Here is a 24,442-nt window from a genome sequence, read left to right as displayed (position 1 = left end):
GGTCGCCGGCGACCTGGTGGTGCGCCGCGCGCGCGCCGGCGAGACGGTGCTGGCGCTCGACGGCCGCGACTACGCGCTGACGCCGGAGATGTGCGTCATCGCCGACGACAACGGCGTGGAATCGATCGCCGGCGTGATGGGCGGCGAGCATTCGGGCTGCGACGAGACGACGACCGACGTGCTGATCGAATCGGCGCTCTGGGAGCCGCTCAACATCGCCCGCACCGGCCGCGACCTGGGCATCATCACCGATGCGCGCTACCGCTTCGAGCGCGGCGTCGACCCCGAGTTCATGGTGCCCGGCCTCGAGCTCGCCACGCATCTGGTGACCGAGCTGTGCGGCGGCAGCCCGAGCGAGACCGAGGTGGTCGGCTATGCCGGCTACACGGCCCCGCGCATCGCCTTCCCGCTCGCCGAGGTCGAGCGGCTGACCGGCCTCGCCGTGCCCCGGCAGGAGAGCCTGGCGATCCTCGCCCGCCTCGGCTTCGAGCCGGCGGGCGACGGCGACACGGTCGAGGTCGCCGTGCCGTCCTGGCGGCCCGACGTCGAGGGCAAGGCCGACCTGGTCGAGGAGGTGATGCGCATCCACGGCGTCGACCGCATCGCCGCGGCGCCGATGAAGAACCACGACAGCGTCGCCGGCCGCATCCTGACGCCGCTGCAGCAGCGCACCCGCGCCGCCAAGCGCGCGCTCGGCTGCCGCGGCATGATGGAGGCGGTCACCTGGTCGTTCATCCCGGGCCGCCACGCCGCGCTGTTCGGCGGCGGCCGGCCGGAGCTCAGGCTGGCCAACCCGATCGCCGCCGACATGTCGGACATGCGGCCCTCGCTGCTGCCCGGCCTGATCGCCGCCGCGCAGCGCAACGCCGACCGCGGCTTCGCCGACGTGGCGCTGTTCGAGGTCTCGGGCACCTATGAGGGCGACGCGCCGCAGGCGCAGCGCCGGGTCGCCGGCGGCGTGCGCCGCGGCACCGCGCGCCTGGAAGGCCCCGGCCGGCACTGGGCCGGCGATGCCACGCCGGTCGGCGTGTTCGACGCCAAGGCCGACGCGATCGCCGTTCTGGAGGCGTGCGGCGCGCCGGTCGACAAGCTGCAGGTCGAGGCCGGCGGGCCGGACTGGTATCACCCCGGCCGCAGCGGCACGCTGAAGCTCGGCCCGAAGATCGTGCTCGGCAGCTTCGGCGAGTTCCACCCGAGCGTGCTGGAGGCGCTCGACGCGACCGGCCCGCTGTGCGGCTTCGAGGTCTTCCTCGACGCCGTTCCGGAGCCCAAGGCGCGCGCCACGCGCACCCGGCCGCGGCTCGACCTGTCGCCGTTCCAGGCGGTGCGCCGCGACTTCGCCTTCGTCGTCGACCGCGCGGTCGAGGCCGCGGCGGTGACGCGCGCGGCCGCCGCCGCCGACAAGAAGCTGATCGCCGGGGTGCGCGTGTTCGACGTGTTCGAGGGCGCGGCGATCGGCGCGGACAAGAAGTCGCTGGCCATCGAGGTCGCCATCCAGCCGCAGGACAAGACGCTGACGGAAGAGGATTTCGAGGCGCTGGCGAGCAAGATCGTCGCCAATGTCGGCAAGCAGACCGGCGGCGTGCTGCGGGGGTAGCCGGCCGCCACGGGCGGGGAGAGCCGCATGACGCAGACGCTGTTTCGCTGGGGCGTGCTGTCGACGGCCAAGATCGCGCGCGAGCACGTGCTGTGGCAGCTGCAGGACGCCGACAACGGCGTGGTGACCGCGATCGCCAGCCGCGAGCAGCCGCGCGCGGCGGCGCTGGCGGCGCGCTTCGGCGTGCCGCACGCCTTCGGCTCCTATCAGGCGCTGCTCGATTCGGATGCCGTCGACGGCGTCTACATCCCGCTGCCGACCTCCGATCACGTGGCATGGGCGGTGCGCGCGGCCGAGGCCGGCAAGCACGTGCTGGTCGAGAAGCCGCTGGCCCTGTCGGCCGCCGACATCGCGCCGGTCCGCGCTGCGGCCGAGCGGGCCGGCGTGCTGGTGGCCGAGGCCTTCATGATCGTGCACCACCCGCAATGGCACAAGGTGCGGGAGCTGGTCGGCGGCGGCGCCATCGGCCGGCTGCGCCAGGTGCAGGGCGCCTTTGCCTACTACAACCGCGATCCCGACGACATGCGCAACCGCCCCGAGCTCGGCGGCGGCGCGCTGCCCGACATCGGCGTCTATCCGGTGCTCGCCACCCGCTTCGCCACCGGCCGCGAGCCGCTGCGGGTGCGCGCCGGCCTCGTGCGCGACGCGGCGTTCGGCACCGACGTCGAGGCCGAGGTGACGGCCGACTTCGGCGCCTTCCGGCTGTCCTTCTACGTCGCCACGCAGCTCGCCGCGCGCCAGGCGATGGTGTTTCACGGCACCGACGGCTTCGTCGAGGTGGAGACGCCGTTCAACGCCGGCATCTACGGCGACGACCGGGTGGTGCTGCACGACCGCGGCCACGCGACGGCGACCGCCTTCCGCTTCGCCGACGTGCGGCAGTACCGGCTGCAGGCCGAGGCCTTCGCCCGGCGCGCCCGCGGCGAGGACGTGCCGGTCGTCTCGCTCGACCAGTCGCTCGCCAACCAGAGGGTGATCGACGCGATCTACCGGGCGGCCGCGCATGACGGCTGGGAGCCGGTCTGACGCGCGACGCCGACGAGGAGGCGCGGCGGCCTCGCCGCGATCCCGCCCGATCGTGCCGCATGTCCCGCGAGCGCCGGGCGGGTCCGGCCGGCCGCACCATGCTATAGTCCGGCCGGCCGGCGGCGAAGCCGGCCATAAGAGGCGGGATGCGGCCCATGCGCAAGCTTCTGAAATGCCTTCACACCCTCGCCGCCTGCGGCCTGATCGGCGGTCTCGCGGTCTACATGCTGCTGCTCGCCCTGGCGCCGCAGGAGACGCCCGCCGCCTATGCGCAGCTTCGCCAGGCGATCGCGGCGGTGAGCAACTATCTGCTGATGCCGTCGCTCGCCGTCGCGCTGGTCTCCGGCCTTCTCTCGATGGCCGTCCACACGCCCTTCCTCGACAAGCGCTGGGTGTGGCTCAAGGCGGCGATGGGCATCCTGATGTTCAAGGGGGTGCTGACGATCGTCGGCGCCAAGGCCGACTATGCCGCGGCGCTGTCGCGCCGCATCGCCGAGGGCACGGCCGCGCCCGACGCGCTCGCCGCCGCACTCGCCCACGAATGGGCGACGCTCTGGGTCGTCATGGCGCTGTCGGTCGCCAATGTCGTGCTCGGCGTGTGGCGTCCGGGGCTGGCGCGGCGGCAGGGCGGGCGAAGCGCGGCGGCGCGGCCGGCGGCTTGAGCCAAGGCGGGCAGCGCGGCTACCACCACACGCCGCCGCGGCGCAGCCGCATGCGCGGCCCGGTCTCCGGCTCGCACAGCCCGTCGGCGCAGGCCGGCCGCGTCGCTTCCTCGCCGAGCGCCGACAGGCCCCACGGCCCGCCCGACAGCGGCCCGTGCCGGCCGCCGAGCGGCACCGACGGCACGATCGAGCGGCCGGGCCGCACGGCACGCCGGCCGTGCGGCTGCGCGCCGCCGCCCTGCCCCTTGAGCGCCATCAGCCGGCGCACGCGCTCCTCGGTCGGCGGGTGGGTGCGCAGCAGCGAGGGGTCCGGCGCGCGGCCGCCGGGCAGGAACACCGTCTCCCACGAGCGGCGCTGCGCGCGGTCGAGCTTGCGCAGCGCCGCGGCGAGGCCGTCCGGATCGCCGGTCAGCATCACCGCGCCGAGGTCGGCGTCGTATTCGCGCGTGCGCGACAGGGCGAGCTGCAGCAGCGCGCCGACCGTCGGCGCGGCCATCAGCACGACGACGGCGAGCCACGGGATCTGCGCGCCGTAGCCCGCCGCATAGCCGCCAAGGTTGAGGAACAGCGAGAGGATGCCGACCGTCGACATGATCGAGGTGTAGCGCGACACCATGTCGGCGAACGCCATCACCCGCACGTCCTCGTGCGCGATGTGGCTGATCTCGTGCGCCAGCACGCCGGCCAGCTCGCGCCAGGTCAGCGCGCGCACCATGGCGTCGGTGACGGCCAGCGCGGCGTCCTCGCGGCGACCGACGGCGAAGGCGTTGAGCATGCGCGAGGGCACGACGTAGAGCGTCGGCGGCCGCGGCAGCTCGGCGCGGCGGGCGAGCTCGGCGACCAGCGCCACGCCGTCGGGAAAGGCGGTCGGCGCCACCGGCCGCGCCTTGTACATGTTGAGCACGATGCGCGGGCTGACATGGCCGACGCCCCACATGGTGAACCCGCCGACGAGCAGCGCGGCGGCCACGCCGACCGGCCCGGCGAAGGCCCAGGCGGTGACGGCGAGCAGCAGCAGGCTGCCGCCGGCCAGCAGCCAGGTGTGCACGCGGTTGATCGCGCGGTGGCGTCTTTGCTCGAGCAGGCTGCGTTCGCGGTCCGTCATGGCACCTCATATGGGGCCGGCCGCGCGCTTTGCCGAGATGGCCCGCGCCGCGCCGGCCAAGTGGCGGAAATGGGTGGCGGATTCGCCCCGCCCGCTGCCTTGCAGCCGATTGGCCATCTCCTTATATACGCGCCAACGCCGCGGGGCCGCTGTCGCAGCTCGCCCTGCCGGCGCTTTCTTTGGACAGGGGCTGTTGCGTGGAACGCCGAAACGGGTCCTAACAGTCTGCTAAGCGGAGAGAACAATGGCTAAAGTCATCGGTATCGACCTCGGAACGACGAACTCCTGCGTCGCCGTCATGGACGGCAAGGATGCCAAGGTCATCGAGAACGCGGAGGGCGCGCGCACGACGCCGTCGATCGTCGCCTTCACCGATTCCGACGAGCGTCTGGTCGGCCAGCCGGCCAAGCGCCAGGCGGTCACCAATCCCGAGAACACGCTTTTCGCGATCAAGCGCCTGATCGGCCGGCGGCACGAGGATCCGACGGTCGAGAAGGACAAGAAGCTGGTCCCCTACAAGATCGTCAAGGCGTCGAACGGCGACGCCTGGGTCGAGGCGCAGGGCCAGCAGTACTCGCCGTCGCAGATTTCGGCGATGATCCTTCAGAAGATGAAGGAAACCGCCGAATCCTATCTCGGCGAGACGGTCGAGAAGGCCGTGATCACCGTTCCCGCCTACTTCAACGACGCCCAGCGCCAGGCGACCAAGGACGCCGGCAAGATCGCCGGCCTCGAGGTGCTTCGCATCATCAACGAGCCGACGGCCGCCGCGCTCGCCTACGGCCTCGACAAGAAGGAAGGCAAGACGATCGCCGTCTATGACCTGGGCGGCGGCACCTTCGACATCTCGATCCTGGAGATCGGCGACGGCGTGTTCGAGGTGAAGTCGACCAACGGCGACACCTTCCTCGGCGGCGAGGACTTCGACATGCGTCTGGTCAACTACCTGGCCGAGGAGTTCAAGAAGGAGCAGGGCATCGACCTGAAGACCGACAAGCTCGCCCTGCAGCGCCTCAAGGAGGCGGCCGAGAAGGCCAAGATCGAGCTGTCCTCGGCCTCGCAGACCGAGATCAACCTGCCCTTCATCACCGCCGACCAGTCGGGGCCGAAGCACCTGACGATGAAGCTGACGCGCGCCAAGTTCGAATCGCTGGTCGACGACCTGGTGCAGCGCACGATCGAGCCGTGCCGCGCGGCGCTCAAGGACGCCGGGCTGAGCAGCGGCGAGGTCGACGAGGTGGTGCTCGTCGGCGGCATGACGCGCATGCCCAAGGTGCAGGAGACGGTGAAGAACTTCTTCGGCAAGGAGCCGCACAAGGGCGTCAACCCGGACGAGGTCGTCGCCATGGGCGCGGCGATCCAGGCCGGCGTGCTGCAGGGCGACGTCAAGGACGTGCTGCTGCTCGACGTGACGCCGCTGTCGCTCGGCATCGAGACGCTGGGCGGCGTGTTCACCCGGCTGATCGAGCGCAACACGACCATTCCGACCAAGAAGAGCCAGGTGTTCTCGACGGCCGAGGACAACCAGTCCGCCGTCACCATCCGCGTCTTCCAGGGCGAGCGCGAGATGGCGGCCGACAACAAGCTGCTCGGCCAGTTCGATCTCGTGGGCATTCCGCCCGCGCCGCGCGGCGTGCCGCAGATCGAGGTCACCTTCGACATCGACGCCAACGGCATCGTCAACGTCTCGGCCAAGGACAAGGGCACCGGCAAGGAGCACCAGATCCGCATCCAGGCGTCCGGCGGCCTCAGCGACAACGAGATCGAGAAGATGGTCAAGGACGCCGAGGCCAATGCCGAGGCCGACAAGAAGCGCCGCGAGGGCGTGGAGGCCAAGAACCAGGCCGAGGCGCTGGTGCACTCGTCGGAGAAGTCGCTCAAGGACTACGGCGACAAGGTCTCCGAGGAGGATCGCCAGGCGATCGAGACGGCCATCGCCGATCTCAAGTCGGCGATCGAGGGCGATGACCTCGACGACATCAAGGCCAAGACCACGGCGCTCGCCGAAGCCTCCATGAAGCTCGGCCAGGCGATGTACGAGGCCAACCAGGCCGGCGCCGCCGAGGGCGAGGCCGGCAGCCAGGAAGGCAAGTCAGGCGAGGACGTCGTCGATGCCGACTTCGAGGAGATCGACGACGACGACGACAAGAAGAAGTCGGCCTGACCGGCCGCTTCCCGCTCTTTCCGAGAGACCCATCGAACCCGGCCCCCGCGGCCGGGTTCTTTTTTTTGCCCCTGCCCGCCAGCCCGCCGGCCGCGGAGACCGCCCGCGCTTCACCGACCTGCCAATTGGCACCGACCGGGCGCCTTCACGCGTTCGCGAGCAGCACGCCGTGCACGCCGGCCGGAAACGCTCGCGACGCTGCCGCGGGTTAACCATGCCGGCAGATCGCACGGCGGCTTCAACCACTGGTGGGGAATGCTGTGGCAGAATGCCGGCCATCGGACGAGCGGAACGGGGCGGGACGTGGCCAGGGGTACCGTTCAACACTTTCGGATCCTGGAGAGCTGGCGGCTTTCGGCGGCGCTGGCGGTCATGGTCTATCACTTCCTGCGCTACGCGCCGGGCGACCAGCGGCCGGCCTCGGAGGTGCTGGAGCGCTTCCTGCCGCTGATGGACATGTTCTTCATGATCTCGGGCTTCCTGATCATGATGCGCTATGCCGACACGCTGCTCGAGGGGCGCCGGGCGATCGGCCGCTTCTTCGTGCGCCGGCTGATGCGCATCTACCCGCTCTACCTGTTCACCCTCGCCTTCTTCGCCGCCGTCGGGCTGGCCGCGCAGGCCGGCCTGTTCGAGCCGCGCTGGCACGGGCGCTACGACTTCGCGGTCTTCTGGCAGCACGTCCTGCTGGTGCAGGGCTGGGGACTGAGCGAGGGCCTGGCCTTCAACTATGTCGGCTGGACGCTGTCGGCGGAGTGGTTCTGCTACCTCCTGTTCCCGCTCATCGTGCTGGTCTACCGCGTCGGCGGCGCGGCCGGGCTGCTGGTCCTACTCGCCGCGGTGGTGGCCGGGCTCGAGCTGGCGGTGGCCGGCGGGCTGATCCCGTTCGAGCACTGGATGCTGGCCGACACCTGGGGCGCCTACCGGGCGTTCGCCGATTTCGTCATCGGCGCCCTGGTCGCGGTCGCCGTGCGGCACCAGCCGCAGCGCGCGGCGAGCCACCTGCCGGCGTGGATCGCCTTCCTGGCCGCGCTCGTGGCGATGTACAGCGAGCGCGAGCCCTATCTCGTGCTGGCCCTGCTGACCGGCGCGCTGTATCTCGCCGCCGCCGCCGAGCACGCCAACCCGGCCGGCGCACGCTTCCTGACGCCGCTGCATCCGGTCGGCCGCGTCTCGTTCGGCATCTATCTGCTGCATCCCGTCGTCGAGACGGTGCTCTTGGCCGGGCTGTGGGGCCTCGTCCTGGAGCGCACGGGGCTGGTGCCGTTCTTCGTCTACTGGTACCTGCCGATGGCGGCGGCGATCGCTGCGGCGATGCTCTCGGAACGCTTCTTCGAGACGCCGGTGGCGCGCCGCATCGCCGCGCGCACCGGCGGCGCATCGCGCCCGGCGGCGGCCGTGCAGGCCGGCGGCGCCGGCTGAAATCGGCCCCGGAGGCCGGTTTTTCACAGGACGGAGCAAAAAAATCCCGCCTGTTGCGGCATCGGCTATGGCATCCCGCGGCCGAGCTTACTAAATCGGGGCGCAGCCGGGTGCGCCGACGCGCGCCCGCCTTCGCGTGCCGCGCAACATGCCAAGAGCCAAGATGAAGCCGGATTTCTACGAAACCCTCGGTGTTGCCAAAGGGGCCGACGAGAAAGAGCTCAAGAGCGCGTTCCGCAAGCTGGCCATGCAGTACCACCCCGACCGCAATCCGGGGGACGAGGCGGCCGAGCGCAAGTTCAAGGACATCAACGAGGCCTACGAGACGCTGCGCGACCCGCAGAAGCGCGCCGCCTACGACCGCTTCGGCCACGCCGCCTTCGAGAATGGCGGCATGGGCGGCATGGGGGGCGCCGGCGGTTTCGGCGCCGGCGGCTTCGCCGACATCTTCGAGGACATCTTCGGCGACATCATGGGCGGCGCGCGGCAGCGCCGCGGCGGCCGCGAGCGCGGCGCCGACCTGCGCTACAACATGGAGATCAGCCTCGAGGAGGCGTTCACCGGCAAGACCGCGCAGGTCCGCGTGCCGAGCTCGATCGCCTGCGACGAGTGCCAGGGTTCCGGCGCCAAGCCCGGCACCCAGCCCGTCACCTGCTCGATGTGCCAGGGCTCCGGCCGCGTGCGCGCCGCGCAGGGCTTCTTCTCCATCGAACGCACCTGCCCGCAGTGCCAGGGCCGCGGCCAGACGATCCCCGACCCGTGCCCGAAATGCGCCGGCCAGGGCCGCGTCACCGAGGAGCGTTCGCTGTCGGTCAACATTCCCGCCGGCATCGAGGACGGCACGCGCATCCGGCTGGCCGGCGAGGGCGAGGCCGGCTTCCGCAGCGGCCCGGCCGGCGACCTCTACATCTTCCTGTCGGTCAAGCCGCACGAGTTCTTCCAGCGCGACGGCGCCGACCTTTACTGCAAGGTGCCGATCTCGATGACCACCGCCGCGCTCGGCGGCGCCTTCGAGGTCGCCACGCTCGACGGCACGCAGACGCGCGTCAAGGTGCCCGAGGGCACCCAGAACGGCCGCCAGTTCCGCCTCAAGGGCAAGGGCATGCCGGTGCTGCGCCAGCCCGCCGTCGGCGATCTCTACATCCAGGTCGCAGTGGAGACGCCGCAGAACCTGTCGAAGCGCCAGCGCGAGCTGCTCGAGGAGTTCGACAAGCTGTCCTCGAAGGAGAACAGCCCGCAGTCGAGCGGCTTCTTCGCCCGCATGAAGGATTTCTTCGAATCGCTCGGCGAGTGAGCGCGGCTTGCCGCTGCGTCACCGGGCGCTAGAGTCTTGGCCGGGCGGCGGCGAAAGGAGAGACGGATGACCAAGCCAACGGGGCTGCGCAAGGCGCTTGCCGACAAGTTCGACGAGGAGCTGCGCTTCTTCCGCGGCTGGATCGACAAGCCGAAGGCCGTCGGCGCCATCATCCCGACCAGCCAGATCACCGCGCGCCGCATGGCCTCGGTCATCGACCCGGCCTCCGGCGGCCTGGTGCTCGAGCTCGGTCCGGGCACCGGCGTCATCACCCGCGCGATCCTCGAGCGCGGCATCGCGCCGGAGCGGCTGATCTCGATCGAGTATGCCGGCGAGTTCGTCGAGCGGCTGCGCGCCGACCTGCCCGGCGTCAACTTTATCCACGGCAGCGCCTTCGAGCTCGACGCGGCCCTCGAACCCTGGCGCGGCCAGGCCTTCGACAGCGTGGTCTCGGCCATCCCGATGCTCAACTTCCCGGTCGACGACCGGGTGGCGCTGATGGAGCGGCTGCTCGACCTGCTGCCGCCCGGCCGCCCGGTGGTGCAGATCACCTACGGCCCGTCCTCGCCGCTGCCGGCCGGCCGCGGCAGCTACGGCGTCGAGCGGCTCGACTTCGTGATGCGCAACATCCCGCCGGCGCATCTGTGGGTCTACCGCCGGCCGCGCGCCTGACGCGCCCGCCCCTCACCTTCGCCCGCACCTGCCGAGGTCATCGCGATGACACCTAGGATCCTCGTCTTCGCCGGCTCGCTGCGCGACGGCGCCTTCAGCGTGCGCACCGCCGACGCCGCCCAGAAGGCGCTGGCGCTGCAGGGCGCCGAGGTCACCCGCATCTCGCTCGGCGACTACCCGCTGCCGCTGATGGACCAGAACCTGGAGCGCGAGCGCGGCATTCCCGACAGCGCCATGCAGCTCGCCCGGCAGATCGCCGCGCATGACGGGCTGCTGATCGCCAGCCCCGAATACAACGCCTCGATTCCGCCGCTGCTGAAGAACGCCATCGACTGGGTGAGCCGCGTCAGCAAGGACGGCGGCCGCGCCTTCCGGCCGTTCGCCGGCAAGGTGGCGGGGCTGTGCTCCTCCTCCGACGGCCGCTTCGGCGGCATGCGCGGGCTCTACCATCTGCGCGCCGTGCTGATGAACTGCCAGGTCGAGGTGATCACGCCGCAATGCTCGATCTCCGGCGCCAGCCAGGCCTTCGACGCGGACGGCGCGCTGAAGGACGAGCGCACCGCCAGGATGATGAGCGAGGTGTGCCGCACGCTGATCGAGCGGGCCCGCCTGCTGTCGACCCGGGTCGAGGCATGAGCGCCGCGCCGCCGGCGCCGCGCGAGCGCCTGATCGTCGGCCTCGACCTGCCGAGCGTGGCGGAGGCGGAGGGCGCGGTGGCCGCGCTCGGCGACGCCGTCTCGCACTACAAGATCGGCTACCAGCTCGCCTTTGCCGGCGGGCTCGACTTCGCCCGCGACCTGGCCGCCTCGGGCAAGAAGGTGTTCGTCGACCTGAAGCTGCTCGACATCGACAACACGGTGGCGCGCGGCGTGGAGGCGGTCGCCCGCCTCGGCGCGGCGATGCTGACCGTGCACGCCTATCCCAAGGCGATGGCCGCCGCGGTGGAGGCCGCGCGCGGCTCGCGCCTGTGCCTGCTCGGCGTCACGGTGCTGACCTCGATGGACGACGCCGACCTGGCCGAGGCCGGCTATGCCGCGGGCGCCGAGGCGCTGGTCGCGCGCCGCGCCGGCCAGGCACGGGCGGCCGGCATGGGCGGCATCGTGTGCTCGGCGCGCGAGGCGGCGGCGGTGCGCGCCGTGGTCGGCCCCGACATGGCGGTGGTGACGCCCGGCATCCGCCCGGCCGGCGCGGCACACGGCGACCAGAAGCGCGTCGTGACGCCCGGCGAGGCGATCGCGGCGGGCGCCAGCCACCTGGTGGTGGCACGGCCGATCGTCGGCGCCGTTGACAGGAAGGCGGCGGCCGAGGCTATCCTCGCGGAGATCGAAGCCGCCGCAACGCGGCCGTGAGGGGGAAGACGATGGCCAAGGGATACTGGATCGCCCATGTCGAGGTGCGCGACGCCGAGCGATACAAGGACTACGTCGCCACGGCGAAGCCGGCCTTCGAGCGCTACGGCGCTCGGTTTCTCGCCCGCGGCGGCGCGGCCGAGCCGATGGAGGGCAAGGCCTGGGCGCGCAACGTGGTGATCGAGTTCCCGTCGCTGCAGGCCGCGCGCGACTGCTACAACTCGCCCGAATACCAGGCCGCCAAGGCGATCCGCGTCACCGTGGCCGACGCCGACATGATCCTGGTGGAGGGCGTCGAGAGCTGAGCGGCGGCGCGGCCGCCTGCCGATGTTGCAGCGCACAGCATCGCACAACGCGGCCGATCCTAAAATCTTTCGCTTTTTCAATGACTTGAGCGCATCGCGACCGGCCCGACCGGGACGCATCGCGCGTGGCGTATTGCAACGCAACACGAGGGTGCTAGGTTGACGATCCGGCTTTCGCGCGGTCTCGCGGTCGCCGGCAACCGCGTCGAAAGGATCGCCCGGGGATGTTCTACCAGCTCTACGAACTCAACCATGCGGCCATGCAGCCCGTGCGGGCCTATGCCGACGCGGTGAAGCTGTTCTACACCAATCCGCTCAACCCGCTGTCGCAGACGCCCTGGGGGCGCTCGCTCGCCGCCTCGGCCGAGCTGTTCGAGCGCACCACGCGGCGCTACGGCAAGCCGCGCTTCGAGATCGGCGAGACCACGGTGGATTTCGAGACCGTCGCCGTCAGCGAGCGGGTGGTCTGGTCGCGGCCGTTCTGCAATCTGGTGCATTTCAAGCGCGACGTGCCGGCCGGCCGGCGCGCCGACCCCAAGCTGCTGATCGTGGCGCCGATGTCGGGCCACTATGCGACGCTGCTGCGCGGCACGGTGGAGGCGATGCTGCCGCATGCCGACATCTACATCACCGACTGGGTCGACGCCCGCATGGTGCCGCTGACCGACGGCCATTTCGACCTCGACGACTACATCGACTACGTGGTCGAGATGTTCCACCTGCTCGGCCCCGGCGCGCATGTGATGGCGGTGTGCCAGCCCTCGGTGCCGGTGCTCGCCGCGGTGGCGCTGATGGAGGCGCGCGGCGAGCGCAGCGTGCCGGCCACCATGACGCTGATGGGCGGGCCGATCGACACGCGCCGCAACCCCACCGCGGTCAACGCGCTGGCCGAGGAGAAGGACCTCGACTGGTTCCGCGACAACGTGATCATGCAGGTGCCGTGGCCCAACCCCGGCTTCATGCGCGACGTCTATCCCGGCTTCCTGCAGCTTTCCGGCTTCATGGGCATGAACCTCGACCGCCACCTGATCGCCCACAAGGACTTCTTCATGCACCTGGTGAAGAACGACGGCGATTCGGCGGAGAAGCACCGCGACTTCTACGACGAGTATCTGGCGGTGATGGACCTGACCGCCGAGTTCTACCTGCAGACCGTCGACACCGTGTTCATCCGCCACGCCCTGCCCAAGGGCGAGATGCGCCACCGTGGCGAGCCGGTCGACCCGGCCGCGGTGCGCAACGTGGCGCTGCTCACCATCGAGGGCGAGAACGACGACATCTCCGGCGTCGGCCAGACGCAGGCCGCGCACGACCTGTGCGTCAACCTGGACGACGGCCGCCGGGCCCACTACCTGCAGCCGGCGGTCGGCCACTACGGCGTGTTCAACGGCTCGCGCTTCCGCGCCGAGATCGTGCCGCGCATCGTCGACTTCATGGCGAGCCATGCCCGCGGCGCCGGCCGCGCCCGCCCGCACCTGGTGAAATCGGCCGGCCGCTGAAGCCGCACCGACGCCGGCAGTCGCGAATCACCGCGCCGCAGAACGCGCCGGGAGCGGCCGCCGGCCGCCCGAATGGCCGGCGCAGCATCGCTCATCCACAGCGCAGGCGTTGCATGAAGGCGACGCTTCGGGACTTGCGGTAACCATCGCGTTCACAATCGCCGCCGCGCAATTGACTTGCGCGACCGATCGCCCTTAACACTTCATTAACAACAAGGGCGATGGGGAGCGGCAACATGATTGCCAAGAAGGGGGCCTTCGCGCGCGGCCTTGGCGCCGCCATGGGACTGGCAACGGCGGGGCTGCTGCTTGCCGGCGGCGGCGCGGCGGCGTCGAGCCTGAAGGCCGGCGGGCTGACCTCGCAGCCGATCGGCCATTACGAGTTCTGCAAGAGCTATCCGCGCGAATGCGCCATCCGGCCGCGAGACGAGGGGCCGGAGCGCTTCACCTCGAAGCTGTGGCGCGACCTGGTCGCCGTCAACGCGACGGTGAACGCCGCCGTAAAGCCGCTCAACGACATCGACATCTTCGGCAAGGAAGAGGTCTGGGCCTATCCCGACGGCGTCGGCGACTGCGAGGACTACGTGCTGGAGAAGCGCCGGCAGCTCGAGCGGCGCGGCGTGTCGCTGTCGAACCTGCTGATCACCGTGGTGCGCAAGCCCGACGGCGAGGGCCACGCGGTGCTGACCGTGCGCACCGAGCGCGGCGACTTCATCCTCGACAACCTCACCGGGACGGTGAAGCTGTGGGATCGCACCGGCTACCGCTATCTCAAGCGGCAGGCCTCCGACCACACCGGCCGCTGGGTCAGCCTGCGGCGCGATTCCAACCCGCTGGTCGGCGCCGTCCGGCCCTGACGCGGCGAGGGGCTTGCCGCCGGGCCGCGGGCGGCAGGCCGTTTCGGCCGCACAACGCGGACACGCCGTAAGACAGGTCCTCCCGTAGCCGCCGCGGATCGGCTGCGGCGCAGGCGCGCACGACGCGCGAGCGCCTCTTGACTTGTCCGCCCGATCGGCTAGCAGGAGGCGGCGCGGGACGACCCGCGCCTTGGACGACCAATCCGGGACGGCCCGGCCTCAGCAAGGAGGCCGGGATGGCTGGCCCGATCGAACAGTTCGAAATCGTCCCTCTGCTGCGCTTCGGCGAGGTCGCCGGCCACGAGCTGGCCTTCACCAATTCCGCCGCCTACATGGTGCTGACCGTGGTTCTGGCCGCCGGCTTCCTGCTGCTCGGCAGCCGGCGCCGCGCGCTGGTGCCGGGGCGCTGGCAGGCCGCGGTGGAGGCGCTCTACGAGTTCGTCTCCGGCACGCTGCGCGAGGGCGCCGGCGAGGCTGGCATGCGCTTCTTCCCGCTGGTCCTCGCCCTGTTCATGTTCATCCTGACGGCCAATCTGATCGGCCTGTTTCCCTACGCCTTCACGGTGACGAGCCATCTCGTCGTCACCTTCGCGCTCGCCATGCTGGTCTTCCTGACGGTCACGCTCTACGGCCTGGCGCGGCACGGGTTCGGCTTCCTGCGGCTGTTCCTGCCCTCCGGCATCCCGCCGGCGCTGGCGCCGTTCGTCGTGCCGATCGAGATCGTCTCCTACCTGTCGCGGCCGGTCAGCCATTCGGTGCGCCTGTTCGCGGTGATGCTGGCCGGCCACATCACGCTCAAGGTGTTCGCCGGCTTCGTCGTGGCGCTGGCCGGCGCCGGCGCGGCCGGCGTCGCGGCCGCCATCCTGCCGCTCGCCATGACGGTGGCGATCACGGCGCTGGAGCTCTTGATGGCGGTCATCCAGGCCTATGTCTTCACCATGCTCACCTGCATGTATCTGAACGACGCGCTGCATCCGGCCCACTGAGCGCGGCCGGAACGCGAGCGGCGGCAGCCGCCCGCCCGTCCGGCGCGGACGACCGCGCCTGGCTGTGACACGCCGCATGCTCCGGGACGGCCCGGGCGCGGAACCGCCGCGCATTCCGTGCGAATGCGCAGCGGCTCCGATCGATCGTCTCGATGCGTTTGCGGACGGCGTACCGGTCGCCATCCCACTTGCAAACGCTCGGGAACCGCCCTGCGCCCGACTGAACCGCAGATCGGTTCCTGCCCCCTTGTTGCGCCGCGTCTGCGGACGGCGTGCCGGTTGCCGCTTCGCCCGCGGACATTCTGGTGGAGGACCACATATGGCCTGGCTGCTGCTCTTTCTGGCCGGACTGCTCGAAATCGTCTGGGCTTTCTTCATGAAGCTCTCGCAGGGCTTCACCCTGCCCGCCCCGAGCGCCGTGACGGTGGTCACCATGATCGTCAGCTTCGCGCTGCTGTCGGTGTCGATGCGCACGCTGCCGCTCGGCACCGCCTATACGGTGTGGACCGGCATCGGCGCCGTCGGCGCCTTCGCCGTCGGCATCGTCGTGCTCGGCGAGCCGGTGACGGCGCTGCGCCTGCTCGCCGCGGCGCTGATCGTCGGCGGCATCGTGCTGATGCGCCTGTCGGGCGGGTCGTGAGCCGACGCACCGACACGCCCACGCGGGGCGGCACGGGCCACGGGGACCGCGCCGGCCGCCTCCCGGCGGCGGCCTTCGACGCCTGTGCTCGCGCGCCCGGACCGGCGCGCTGCCGGCCGTGTCGCGGTGCGCGCCCGCAACGGCCCTTCGTGCCGCCGCATCGCGCGCGGCCTCTGCCCGCGGCTTCGGCCTCAGGCCGCCTGCGCCAGCCGCTCGCCGGCCATGCGCGAGGAGATCGCCTCGGCGAGATGGATGCGGCCGACCGTGTCGGCCCCGTCGAGGTCGGCCAGCGTGCGCGCCACCTTGAGCACGCGGTGATAGGCACGGGCGGAGAAGCCGAGCTTCTCGCTCGCCTCCGACAGGAGCGCGGCACCGGCGGCATCGGGCGCGGCGACGGTCTCGATCAGCGCGGTGGAGCACTGCGCGTTGGTGGTGCCCTCGGGCAGGCCGGCGGCGCGGAAGCGCTCGCTCTGCACCGCGCGGGCGCGCGCCACGCGCGCGGCGACCGCGGCCGAGGCCTCGGCGCGGCCGGGGCGGATCAGGTCGCCGGCCGACACCGCCGGCACCTCGACGCGCAGGTCGATGCGGTCGATCAGCGGGCCGGAGAGGCGCGCCTGGTAGTCGCTGCGGCAGCGCGGCCCGCGCAGGCAGCGGTAGCCCGGCTCGCCGGCCATGCCGCAGCGGCACGGGTTCATCGCCGCGACGAGCTGGATGCGGGCGGGATAGCTGACCCGGTGGTTGACGCGGGCGATCACGCATTCGCCGGTCTCGAGCGGCTGACGCAGCGAATCGAGCACCTGCGGCGTGAACTCGGGCAGCTCGTCGAGGAACAGCACGCCGCGATGGGCGAGCGAGACCTCGCCCGGCCGCGCCCGCAGGCCGCCGCCGACCATCGCCGCCATCGAGGCGGAGTGGTGCGGCGCGCGGAACGGCCGCCGGTCCGACAGCTTGCCGCCGGCCAGCTCGCCGGCGATCGAGGCGATCATCGACACCTCGAGCAGCTCGCGCGGGGCGAGCGGCGGCAGGATCGACGGCAGCCGCTGCGCCAGCATCGACTTGCCGGCGCCGGGCGGGCCGACCATCAGGAGGTTGTGGCCGCCGGCCGCGGCCACCTCGAGCGCCCGCCTGGCGCTCTCCTGGCCCTTGATGTCGGCGAGGTCGGGCAGGTCGCCGGCCGGCGCGCGCACCGCCGGCTGCGGCCGGGCGAGCACCTGGGTGCCGCGGAAATGATTGGCCATGGCGATCAGGCTGCGCGGCGCCAGAACGTCGATCTCCGCGCTCGCCCAGGCCGCCTCGCTGCCGCAGGCGGCCGGGCAGATCAGCCCGCGATCCTGCGCGTTGGCGCCGATCGCCGCCGGCAGCACGCCGGCGACCGGCGCGATGGTGCCGTCGAGCGACAGCTCGCCGAGCACCACGTAGCCGGCCAGCGCATCGGCGGGAATGGCGCCGAGCGCGGCCATCAGGCCGAGCGCGATCGGCAGATCGTAGTGGCTGCCCTCCTTGGGCAGGTCGGCCGGCGCCAGATTGACCGTCACCCGCTTGGCCGGCATCGACAGGCCCGAGGCGTGCAGCGCCGCCTGCACCCGCTCGCGGCTCTCGGCCACCGCCTTGTCGGCCAGGCCGACGATCTGCATGCCCATCTTGCCGGGCGCCACCATGACCTGGACGTCGACCGGCACCGCCTCGATGCCCTCGAACGCGATCGTGCGCACGCGCGAAACCATGCCGCCGGCCCTCCCTTGGCGCGGCCGCCGCGGCGCCCGCCAGCGGACGCTTGCAACCGCGGTTGCAAGTCAAGCACGGATTGCAGACCGATGCAAGAACAAGACGGGAACAAATGCACGCCTCGGCTGCATTCCGGTTGCAAGCGGTTGCAGATGACGGAACGGACGTTCCGATGCGCGGCACCGATTGACGCCCGTCAATGAGCCCGTCGCTGGACCTTCGCGCATCCCGACGACGTGGCGCGGGAGAACAACGAGCATGTCAGCGACTGGAACGGGCTGAGCGACGTGGACTTCACCTCGAACGGCAAGGCGTCCGGCCAGGCGTGCAGCTTCTGAGGCGGCGGCCGGCCGGCGCGGGCCGCCTCAGCCGGCGGCCCGGCGCGCCTCCACCGCGTCCCAGAACAGCGCCGCGATGTCGGCGCCGCCGAAGCGGGCGACCTCGCGCACGCCGGTCGGCGAGGTGACGTTGATCTCGGTCAGAAGCCCGCCGATCACGTCGATGCCGACCAGCAGGAAGCCGCGCGCCTTGAGCTCGGGCGCCAGCGCGGCGCAGATCTCGCGCTCGCGCTCGGAGATGTCGGCCGGCTCGGCGCGGCCGCCGACATGCATGTTGGAGCGCGAATCGTGCTCGGCCGGCACCCGGTTGATGGCGCCGACCGGCTCGCCGTCGACCAGGATGATGCGCTTGTCGCCGGCGCGCACGGCGTCGAGATAGCGCTGCACGATGAACGGCTCGCGGAAGGCCTGGGCGAACATCTCGAGCAGCGAGGCGAGATTGCGGTCGGCCTGCTGCAGGTGGAAGATGCCGGCGCCGCCATTGCCGTAGAGCGGCTTGACGATGATGTCGCCGTGCGCGCGGCGGAAGGCGTCGACCTCGGTCGGGTCGCGGGTGATCAGCGTCTCGGGCATGAACTGCGGGTAGTCGAGCACGAACAGCTTCTCCGGGCTGTTGCGCACCCAGGCCGGGTCGTTGACGACCAGCGTGCCGGGGTGGATGCGCTCCAGCAGGTGCGTCGTCGTGATGTAGTTCATGTCGAAGGGCGGGTCCTGGCGCAACAGCACCGCGTCGAGGTCGGCGAGGTCGAGCCGCTCGGCGGCGCCCAGAGTGTAGTGGTCGCCGGCGGTGTCGCGCACGGCGAGCGGCTGGGCCGTCGCCACCACCCGGCCGGCGCTCAGCGACAGCTCGTCGGGCGTGTAGTGCCACAGCCGGTGGCCGCGGCGCTGCGCCTCCAGGCACAGCGCGAAGGTGGTGTCGCCGCCGATCGCGACGGTGGAGACGTGATTCATCTGGACGGCGACGCTGAGCGGCATGGGCGGACTCCGGAAGGGCTGCGGGCCGGGCGGGCGGCGCCGCGGTCCGGCGCACATGACGACGCACCCGGCGCCCTGTCAAGGCGGCGGCACCCGGCGGCGGACGGCCGGGCCGGCGCCGCCGCGGCGGCTCAGAACGCCTTGAAGGTCAGCGTGGTCAGCGAGCGGATGATGCCCGGCACGTTGGCGACGTTGTCGTTGATGAACTTGCCGATGTCGACGCCGTCCTCGATGTAGATCTTCATCAACAGGTCGTAGTCGCCGCTGGTCGAGTAGAGCTCGGAGGCGATCTCGCGCTCGAACAGGACGTCGGCCACCTCGTAGGTGCGGCCGGGCTGGCATTGCAACTGCACGAAGACGGGTCTCATGGCGGTTCCTTCGGCTCCCGCGTCGGGCGACGCGCCGCGTTCGGGCGCGACCTTCGACGCGGCCGGTCAGGCTGTCAACAGGGTGCGGGTCAGCGGGTGACGGGCGTCGGCCAGCCCGTCGATCACGTCGAAATGGTGGCGGTCCGGCTCGGCATGGGCGGCGGTGCGCGCGCCGAGCCCGGTCCACGCATTGGCGAGCAGCGCGTTCTGGCGCACGAACTCGGCGCGCTCGGCCTGGCCGACCCAGCAGGTCAGCCGCGTGCCCGGCTCGACGCCGAGCAGCGCCGGGCTCTCGGCGCGCGCCTCCGCCGCGTCGATGCGCAGCGTGGCGTTCATCGCCGTCGCCATCAGCGGCCGCAGATCGTGCACGCCGGAGATCGACACGGTGTGGGCGACGCGGCGGCGCACCGGCGCGGCGAGCGGCGTGGTGTCCGACACCAGCCGCGTGGCGAGATGGCCGCCGGCCGAATGGCCGGTCAGGAAGAGCGGCCCGTCGACGCGCTCGGCGGCCGCGGCGACGGCGCGGCCGATCTCGGCGGTGATGCCGGCGATGCGGATGTCGGGGCACAGCGTGTAGGCCGGCATCGCCACCGCATAGCCGCTGTCGACCGGGCCGGCGGCGAGGTGCGACCAGAAGCTCTTGTCGAGCCGGTGCCAGAAGCCGCCATGGATGAACACGACGAGGCCGCGCGGCGCGGCCTCGGGCAGGAACAGGTCGTAGCGGTTGCGCGCGCCCGGCCCGTAGGCGACGTCGAGCACCGCGCGGCCGGCCGCCGCCAGCCGCTCGCGGTAGCGCGCGGCCGGCGCCACCCAGGCCTCGGGCCAGCGCTCGCCGCCGGGAATGTTGGGCGCGTTGGCATAGGCGTCGTCCCAGTCGGCGACCGCATGGTGGATCATCATCGCTCGTCCTCCCTCAAGCTGGCAGCGCGGCGCCAGGCATAGCCGGCCGACGCGCGGCGGGCCAGAGCACCGGCCGCCGCCGATCCGGAAAATGCTTTAACCTTGAAACTTCATGCTTGAAATATACCGGCTTCGGTGCGATGCTCAAGCCTGTCCCGGCACATGCCGGGCGCGGGAGGAGAAGGAGCCACGCATGAAAATCGCCGTGCTCGGCGGTGGCCCCGCCGGTCTATATTTCGCCATCTGCATGAAGCTGCGCGACGCCGCGCACCAGGTCACCGTCTACGAGCGCAACCGCCCGGACGACACCTTCGGCTGGGGCGTCGTGCTGTCTGACGAGACGCTCGACAATTTGGCCGCCAACGACCCGGTGAGCGCCGAGCGCATCCGCGAGCACTTCGCCTACTGGGACGACATCGCGGTCGTCCACCAGGGCGTGCGCACCGTGTCGACCGGCCACGGCTTCTGCGGCATCGGCCGCATGCAGCTTCTCGTCCTGTTGCAGGAGCGCGCCCGCGAGCTCGGCGTCGAGCTCCGCTTCGAGACCGAGATCGACGATCCGCGCCCCTTCATGGCCGACAACGACATGGTGCTGGCCGCCGACGGGTTGAACTCGGCGACGCGCAAGACCTTCTCGCAGGTGTTCCGGCCCGACATCGACACGCGCAAGTGCAAGTTCGTCTGGCTCGGCACGCACCAGAAGTTCGACGACGCCTTCACCTTCATCTTCGAGAAGACCGAGCACGGCTGGGTGTGGGCGCACGCCTACCAGTTCGACCCCGACACCGCGACCTTCATCGTCGAGTGCAGCCAGGAGACCTGGGAGCGCTTCGGCTTCGGCGAGATGTCGAAGGAAGACTCGATCGCCACCTGCGAGCGCATCTTCAAGGACCATCTCGGCGGCCATCCGCTGATGTCGAACGCCAACCACATCCGCGGCTCGGCCTGGATCAACTTCCCGCGCGTGCTGTGCGAGCGCTGGTCGCACGAGAACCTGGCGCTGATGGGCGACGCGGCGGCGAGCGCCCACTTCTCGATCGGCTCGGGCACCAAGCTGGCGCTGGAATCGGCCATCGCGCTGGCCGACTACATGCATTCCGAGCCCGATCTGGCCGCCGCCTTCGCCAAGTACGAGGACGCGCGCCGGCTCGAGGTGCTGCGCCTGCAGTCGGCGGCGCGCAACTCGCTGGAATGGTTCGAGGAGGTGGAGCGCTATCTCGACCTCGACCCGGTGCAGTTCAACTACTCGCTGCTCACCCGCTCGCAGCGCATCAGCCACGAGAACCTGCGGCTGCGCGACCCCGAATGGCTGGGCGACGCGGAAGCCTGGTTCCAGCGCCGCGCCGGCGTGACGACCAACACCCGCCGGGCGCCGATGTTCGCCCCCTTCCGGCTGCGCGGGCTGGAGCTGAAGAACCGCGTCGTCGTCTCGCCGATGGCGCAGTACAAGGCCGTCGACGGCCGTCCGACCGACTGGCACATGGTGCATTACTGCGAGCGCGCCAAGGGCGGCGCCGGCCTGGTCTACATCGAGATGACCTGCGTGTCGCCGGAAGGCCGCATCACGCCCGGCTGTCCCGGCTTCTACGACCCCGGGCACGAGACGGCGTGGCGCCGCATCGTCGACTTCGTGCACGCGGAGACCGACGCCAGGATCTGCGCCCAGATCGGCCATTCGGGACCCAAGGGCTCGACCCAGCTCGGCTGGCAGGAGATGGACGCGCCGCTCGCCGCCGGCAACTGGCCGCTGCTCGCCGCCTCGGCCGTGCCGTGGTCGGAGAAGAACCAGGTGCCCAAGGCGATGGACCGCGCCGACATGGACACCGTGCGCGACCAGTTCGTCGCCGCGGCCGAGATGGCCGAGCGCTGCGGCTTCGACATGCTCGAGCTGCACTACGCGCACGGCTACCTGCTGTCCTCCTTCATCTCGCCGCTCACCAACCGGCGCGACGACGACTATGGCGGCAGCCTGGAAAACCGCATGCGCTATCCGCTCGAGGTGTTTGCGGCGGTGCGCGCCGCCTGGCCCGAGGACAAGCCGATCTCGGTGCGCATCTCGGCCAACGACTGGGTCGGCGAGGAGGGCATCACGCCGGCCGAGGCGGTCGAGATCGCCCGCATGCTGAAGGACGCCGGCGTCGACATCTGCGACGTGTCGGCCGGCCAGACCTCGATCCTCGCCCGGCCGGTCTACGGCCGCATGTTCCAGACGCCGTTCTCCGACCGTATCCGCAACGAGACCGGCATGGCGACGATCGCCGTCGGCAACATCTACGAGCCCGACCACGTCAACTCGATCCTGATGGCCGGACGCGCCGACCTCGTCTGTCTGGCGCGGCCGCATCTGGCCGATCCGTACTGGACGCTGCACGCCGCGGCCGCGCTCGGCGACCGCGACGTCACCTGGCCCGACCCCTATCTGCCCGGCCGCGACCAGCTCTACCGGCTGGCCGAGCGGCAGGAAGCGCTGACGGTGAAGGTGTGACGGGACAGCGCCACGCGCTGGTGACGGGCGGCGGCTCGGGCGTCGGCGCGGCGGTCGCGCGGGCGCTCGCCGAAGCCGGCCACGCCGTCACCATCTGCGGCCGCCGGGCCGACGCGCTCGACGCCGTGGCCGCCTCGCACGCGGCGATCCACGGCCTCGTCGCCGACGTCACCGACGAGGCCTCGGTGGCCGCGCTCTACGAGACCGCCGAGGCGGCGCGCGGCCCGTTCGACATCGTGGTGGCCAATGCCGGCGCCGCGCACAGCGCGCCGGCGCACCGCACCGGCCTCGACGACTGGCGCCGCATGCTCGACGTCAACCTGACGGGCGCCTTCCTCACCGTGCGGCCGGCGCTGCCGGGCATGGCCAGGCGGCGGCACGGCCGCATCGTCCTCGTCGCCTCGACCGCCGGGCTCAAGGGCTATCCCTACGTCGCCGCCTATGTCGCGGCCAAGCACGGCGTCGTCGGCCTCGCCCGCGCGCTCGCCGCCGAGTTCGCCACCCGCGGCCTCACCGTCAACGCGGTGTGTCCGGGCTTCGTCGAGACCGAGCTCCTGGCCAGCTCGGTGGCGCGCATCGTCGAGACCACCGGGCGCAGCGCGGAGGAGGCGCGCGCCAGCCTGATGGCATCGAACCCGCAGGGCCGCTTCGTGCAGCCCGCGGAGGTGGCCGACGCGGTGCTGTGGCTGGCCGGCGACGGCGCCGCCTCGATCACCGGCCAGGCGATCTCGGTGTCGGGGGGCGAGACATGGTGACCGCGCCGTCGGCCGCGCCGCTCGAGGACCGCGCCAGCAAGGAGCGGCTCAGGCTGTGGCTGCGCATCCTGCGCGCCACGCGCATGGTCGAATCGGAGCTGCGCGAGCGGCTGAAATCGGGTTTCGGCACCACGCTGCCGCGCTTCGACGTCCTGTCGGCGCTCTATCGCCGGCCCGACGGCATGGGCATGAGCGACCTGTCGCGCTTCCTGCTGGTGTCGAACGGCAACGTGACGGGCATCGTCGACCGCCTGGTGGCCGACGGGCTGGTGCTGCGCGGCAAGCGCGACGGCGACCGGCGCGCCTCGGTGGTGCGGCTGACGGACGAGGGCGCGGCCGCCTTCGAGGCGATGGCCGGCGCGCACGAGCAGTGGATCGACGAGCTTCTGGCCGGCGTCGGCGAGGCCGACGCGCGGCAGCTCTCGGCCATGCTGAAGAGCTTCAGAAGCAACTGGGAGGCAGAGCCATGACGGCCATGTCGGGGCTCGACCCCAAGCATTTCCTCTGGCGCACCGAGGGCCGCGTCGGCATCGTCCAGCTCGACCGGCCGGAGCGCAAGAACCCGCTCACCTTCGAGTCCTACGCCGAGCTGCGCGACACCTTCCGGGCGCTGGTCTATGCCGACGACATCGACGTCGTCGTCATCCTGCCCAACGGCGGCAATTTCTGCTCGGGCGGCGACGTGCACGACATCATCGGCCCGCTGGTCGGCATGGACATGAAGCAGCTCCTCGCCTTCACCCGCATGACCGGCGACCTGGTCAAGGCGATGCTCGGCTGCGGCAAGCCGATCGTCGCCGCCGTCGACGGCGTGGCGGTGGGCGCCGGCGCGATCATGGCGATGGCGTCGGACATCCGGCTCGCCACGCCGCAGGCCAAGACCGCCTTCCTGTTCACCCGCGTCGGCCTGGCCGGCTGCGACATGGGCGCCTGCGCGATCCTGCCGCGCATCATCGGCCAGGGCCGCGCCGCCGAGCTGCTCTACACCGGGCGCACGATGAGCGCGGAGGAAGGCGAGCGCTGGGGCTTCTTCAACCGGCTGGCGGCGCCCGAGGCGATCGAGGCCGAGGCGCTCGCGCTCGCCGCCCGGCTCGCCGATGGCCCGACCTTCGCGCACGGCATCACCAAGACGCAGCTCAACCAGGAATGGGCGATGGGCGTCGAGCAGGCGATCGAGGCGGAGGCGCAGGCGCAGGCGATCTGCATGCAGACGCGCGACTTCGAGCGCGCCTACCGCGCCTTCGTCGCCAAGCAGAAGCCGGTGTTCGAGGGGGACTGAGGCGATGGCGCCGACGACGCAGACGCCGGCACCGCCGGC

The 24,442-nt window shown here is 71.4% G+C and carries 23 protein-coding genes; 18 read left to right on the top strand and 5 right to left on the bottom strand.

Annotation, left to right across the window (positions count from 1 at the left end):
- The 3 genes from N1F89_RS07000 to N1F89_RS06990 form a co-directional block, all read left to right on the top strand.
- On the top strand, positions 1-1,597 hold a 1,597-nt coding region (locus tag N1F89_RS07000; protein WP_290082831.1), incomplete at its 5' end, for a phenylalanine--tRNA ligase subunit beta.
- 39 nt (positions 1,598-1,636) lie between these two features.
- Positions 1,637-2,623 carry a Gfo/Idh/MocA family oxidoreductase gene (locus N1F89_RS06995; RefSeq protein WP_290082834.1) on the top strand — a complete coding sequence of 329 codons (987 nt, stop codon included), beginning with the start codon at positions 1,637-1,639 and terminating at the stop codon, positions 2,621-2,623.
- 155 nt (positions 2,624-2,778) lie between these two features.
- The gene (locus N1F89_RS06990) at positions 2,779-3,285 is read left to right on the top strand and encodes a DUF2269 family protein (RefSeq protein ID WP_290082829.1); all 507 of its coding nucleotides are present in this window, start codon (positions 2,779-2,781) and stop codon (positions 3,283-3,285) included.
- A gap of 19 nt (positions 3,286-3,304) precedes the next feature.
- Here N1F89_RS06990 and N1F89_RS06985 read toward each other — a convergent pair whose 3' ends face one another.
- Complete coding sequence (locus N1F89_RS06985; protein ID WP_290082827.1) at positions 3,305-4,390, bottom strand: zinc metalloprotease HtpX; 1,086 nt, start codon at positions 4,388-4,390, stop codon at positions 3,305-3,307.
- Positions 4,391-4,634: 244 nt separating this feature from the next.
- On the opposite strand from N1F89_RS06985, the gene dnaK reads away from it, so the two are divergent.
- The 11 genes from dnaK to N1F89_RS06930 all read left to right on the top strand — a co-directional run bounded on the left by dnaK (position 4,635) and on the right by N1F89_RS06930 (position 15,578).
- Positions 4,635-6,554: a molecular chaperone DnaK gene (gene dnaK / locus N1F89_RS06980; RefSeq protein WP_290082826.1), complete on the top strand. Its 1,920-nt coding sequence runs from the start codon at positions 4,635-4,637 to the stop codon at positions 6,552-6,554.
- A 303-nt stretch (positions 6,555-6,857) separates the two neighbouring features.
- Complete coding sequence (locus tag N1F89_RS06975; RefSeq protein WP_290082825.1) at positions 6,858-7,976, top strand: acyltransferase; 1,119 nt, start codon at positions 6,858-6,860, stop codon at positions 7,974-7,976.
- A 163-nt stretch (positions 7,977-8,139) separates the two neighbouring features.
- Positions 8,140-9,270 (top strand): molecular chaperone DnaJ, encoded by a 1,131-nt coding sequence (gene dnaJ, locus N1F89_RS06970; RefSeq protein WP_290082824.1) that lies wholly within the window; start codon positions 8,140-8,142, stop codon positions 9,268-9,270.
- Between the two features lie 66 nt (positions 9,271-9,336).
- Entirely contained in the window at positions 9,337-9,942 is a 606-nt protein-coding gene (pmtA, locus tag N1F89_RS06965) for a phospholipid N-methyltransferase PmtA (RefSeq protein WP_290082822.1), read from the top strand.
- 45 nt (positions 9,943-9,987) lie between these two features.
- On the top strand, positions 9,988-10,578 hold the full coding sequence (locus tag N1F89_RS06960; RefSeq protein WP_290082820.1) for an NAD(P)H-dependent oxidoreductase: 591 nt from the start codon (positions 9,988-9,990) through the stop codon (positions 10,576-10,578).
- Positions 10,575-11,291, top strand: a complete 717-nt coding sequence (gene pyrF, locus N1F89_RS06955; RefSeq protein WP_290082818.1) for an orotidine-5'-phosphate decarboxylase — start codon at positions 10,575-10,577, stop codon at positions 11,289-11,291. Before N1F89_RS06960 ends, pyrF begins: the two co-directional genes overlap by 4 nt.
- An 11-nt stretch (positions 11,292-11,302) precedes the next feature.
- Positions 11,303-11,596, top strand: a complete 294-nt coding sequence (locus tag N1F89_RS06950) for a DUF1330 domain-containing protein (RefSeq protein ID WP_290082817.1) — start codon at positions 11,303-11,305, stop codon at positions 11,594-11,596.
- 224 nt (positions 11,597-11,820) lie between these two features.
- Positions 11,821-13,095 (top strand): polyhydroxyalkanoate depolymerase, encoded by a 1,275-nt coding sequence (locus tag N1F89_RS06945; protein WP_290082816.1) that lies wholly within the window; start codon positions 11,821-11,823, stop codon positions 13,093-13,095.
- 236 nt (positions 13,096-13,331) lie between these two features.
- On the top strand, positions 13,332-13,952 hold the full coding sequence (locus N1F89_RS06940) for a transglutaminase-like cysteine peptidase (RefSeq protein WP_290082815.1): 621 nt from the start codon (positions 13,332-13,334) through the stop codon (positions 13,950-13,952).
- Positions 13,953-14,188: 236 nt separating this feature from the next.
- Positions 14,189-14,938, top strand: coding sequence for a F0F1 ATP synthase subunit A (locus N1F89_RS06935; protein ID WP_290082813.1), 750 nt, complete (start codon positions 14,189-14,191; stop codon positions 14,936-14,938).
- 319 nt (positions 14,939-15,257) lie between these two features.
- Complete coding sequence (locus tag N1F89_RS06930) at positions 15,258-15,578, top strand: multidrug efflux SMR transporter (protein ID WP_290082811.1); 321 nt, start codon at positions 15,258-15,260, stop codon at positions 15,576-15,578.
- Positions 15,579-15,769: 191 nt separating this feature from the next.
- Here N1F89_RS06930 and N1F89_RS06925 read toward each other — a convergent pair whose 3' ends face one another.
- From N1F89_RS06925 to N1F89_RS06910, 4 genes are all read right to left on the bottom strand, one after another.
- Positions 15,770-17,302 (bottom strand): YifB family Mg chelatase-like AAA ATPase, encoded by a 1,533-nt coding sequence (locus tag N1F89_RS06925; protein ID WP_290082809.1) that lies wholly within the window; start codon positions 17,300-17,302, stop codon positions 15,770-15,772.
- A gap of 366 nt (positions 17,303-17,668) precedes the next feature.
- A complete protein-coding gene (gshB, locus tag N1F89_RS06920; RefSeq protein ID WP_290082807.1) occupies positions 17,669-18,616 on the bottom strand; it encodes a glutathione synthase in 948 nt (315 codons plus the stop codon).
- A 131-nt stretch (positions 18,617-18,747) separates the two neighbouring features.
- Positions 18,748-18,984, bottom strand: a complete 237-nt coding sequence (locus N1F89_RS06915; protein ID WP_290082805.1) for an Lrp/AsnC ligand binding domain-containing protein — start codon at positions 18,982-18,984, stop codon at positions 18,748-18,750.
- Between the two features lie 66 nt (positions 18,985-19,050).
- A complete protein-coding gene (locus N1F89_RS06910) occupies positions 19,051-19,881 on the bottom strand; it encodes an alpha/beta hydrolase (RefSeq protein WP_290082832.1) in 831 nt (276 codons plus the stop codon).
- 196 nt (positions 19,882-20,077) lie between these two features.
- Between N1F89_RS06910 and N1F89_RS06905 the strand changes: the two genes are divergently transcribed.
- From N1F89_RS06905 to N1F89_RS06890, 4 genes are read left to right on the top strand one after another with little or no spacing between them, the layout of a single operon-like run.
- Positions 20,078-22,369: a bifunctional salicylyl-CoA 5-hydroxylase/oxidoreductase gene (locus tag N1F89_RS06905; RefSeq protein WP_290082803.1), complete on the top strand. Its 2,292-nt coding sequence runs from the start codon at positions 20,078-20,080 to the stop codon at positions 22,367-22,369.
- On the top strand, positions 22,366-23,124 hold the full coding sequence (locus tag N1F89_RS06900; RefSeq protein ID WP_290082801.1) for an SDR family NAD(P)-dependent oxidoreductase: 759 nt from the start codon (positions 22,366-22,368) through the stop codon (positions 23,122-23,124). Before N1F89_RS06905 ends, N1F89_RS06900 begins: the two co-directional genes overlap by 4 nt.
- Positions 23,118-23,594 (top strand): MarR family transcriptional regulator, encoded by a 477-nt coding sequence (locus N1F89_RS06895; protein ID WP_290082800.1) that lies wholly within the window; start codon positions 23,118-23,120, stop codon positions 23,592-23,594. The genes N1F89_RS06900 and N1F89_RS06895 overlap by 7 nt, the downstream gene beginning before the upstream one ends.
- Positions 23,591-24,403, top strand: coding sequence for an enoyl-CoA hydratase family protein (locus N1F89_RS06890; RefSeq protein ID WP_290082798.1), 813 nt, complete (start codon positions 23,591-23,593; stop codon positions 24,401-24,403). Before N1F89_RS06895 ends, N1F89_RS06890 begins: the two co-directional genes overlap by 4 nt.
- Positions 24,404-24,442: the final 39 nt, after the last annotated feature.

The sequence above is a fragment of the Aquibium sp. A9E412 genome (assembly GCF_030398335.1).
In the GTDB taxonomy this organism is placed as follows: Bacteria; Pseudomonadota; Alphaproteobacteria; order Rhizobiales; family Rhizobiaceae; genus A9E412.
This window is presented reverse-complemented; position numbering and strand designations above follow the sequence as displayed.

What these genes read in the sequence shown, in the direction of transcription:
- N1F89_RS06990 (WP_290082829.1), top strand. Translation starts at nt 2,779, where the DNA reads ATGCGCAAGCTTCTGAAATGCCTTCACACCCTCGCCGCCTGCGGCCTG.
- pyrF (WP_290082818.1), top strand. Translation starts at nt 10,575, where the DNA reads ATGAGCGCCGCGCCGCCGGCGCCGCGCGAGCGCCTGATCGTCGGCCTC.
- N1F89_RS06895 (WP_290082800.1), top strand. Translation starts at nt 23,118, where the DNA reads ATGGTGACCGCGCCGTCGGCCGCGCCGCTCGAGGACCGCGCCAGCAAG.
- N1F89_RS06950 (WP_290082817.1), top strand. Translation starts at nt 11,303, where the DNA reads ATGGCCAAGGGATACTGGATCGCCCATGTCGAGGTGCGCGACGCCGAG.
- N1F89_RS06940 (WP_290082815.1), top strand. Translation starts at nt 13,332, where the DNA reads ATGATTGCCAAGAAGGGGGCCTTCGCGCGCGGCCTTGGCGCCGCCATG.
- N1F89_RS06960 (WP_290082820.1), top strand. Translation starts at nt 9,988, where the DNA reads ATGACACCTAGGATCCTCGTCTTCGCCGGCTCGCTGCGCGACGGCGCC.
- N1F89_RS06930 (WP_290082811.1), top strand. Translation starts at nt 15,258, where the DNA reads ATGGCCTGGCTGCTGCTCTTTCTGGCCGGACTGCTCGAAATCGTCTGG.
- N1F89_RS06910 (WP_290082832.1), bottom strand. Translation starts at nt 19,881, where the DNA reads ATGATCCACCATGCGGTCGCCGACTGGGACGACGCCTATGCCAACGCG.
- N1F89_RS06890 (WP_290082798.1), top strand. Translation starts at nt 23,591, where the DNA reads ATGACGGCCATGTCGGGGCTCGACCCCAAGCATTTCCTCTGGCGCACC.
- N1F89_RS06985 (WP_290082827.1), bottom strand. Translation starts at nt 4,390, where the DNA reads ATGACGGACCGCGAACGCAGCCTGCTCGAGCAAAGACGCCACCGCGCG.
- N1F89_RS06915 (WP_290082805.1), bottom strand. Translation starts at nt 18,984, where the DNA reads ATGAGACCCGTCTTCGTGCAGTTGCAATGCCAGCCCGGCCGCACCTAC.
- N1F89_RS06905 (WP_290082803.1), top strand. Translation starts at nt 20,078, where the DNA reads ATGAAAATCGCCGTGCTCGGCGGTGGCCCCGCCGGTCTATATTTCGCC.
- dnaJ (WP_290082824.1), top strand. Translation starts at nt 8,140, where the DNA reads ATGAAGCCGGATTTCTACGAAACCCTCGGTGTTGCCAAAGGGGCCGAC.
- gshB (WP_290082807.1), bottom strand. Translation starts at nt 18,616, where the DNA reads ATGCCGCTCAGCGTCGCCGTCCAGATGAATCACGTCTCCACCGTCGCG.
- N1F89_RS06945 (WP_290082816.1), top strand. Translation starts at nt 11,821, where the DNA reads ATGTTCTACCAGCTCTACGAACTCAACCATGCGGCCATGCAGCCCGTG.
- N1F89_RS06925 (WP_290082809.1), bottom strand. Translation starts at nt 17,302, where the DNA reads ATGGTTTCGCGCGTGCGCACGATCGCGTTCGAGGGCATCGAGGCGGTG.
- N1F89_RS06935 (WP_290082813.1), top strand. Translation starts at nt 14,189, where the DNA reads ATGGCTGGCCCGATCGAACAGTTCGAAATCGTCCCTCTGCTGCGCTTC.
- pmtA (WP_290082822.1), top strand. Translation starts at nt 9,337, where the DNA reads ATGACCAAGCCAACGGGGCTGCGCAAGGCGCTTGCCGACAAGTTCGAC.
- dnaK (WP_290082826.1), top strand. Translation starts at nt 4,635, where the DNA reads ATGGCTAAAGTCATCGGTATCGACCTCGGAACGACGAACTCCTGCGTC.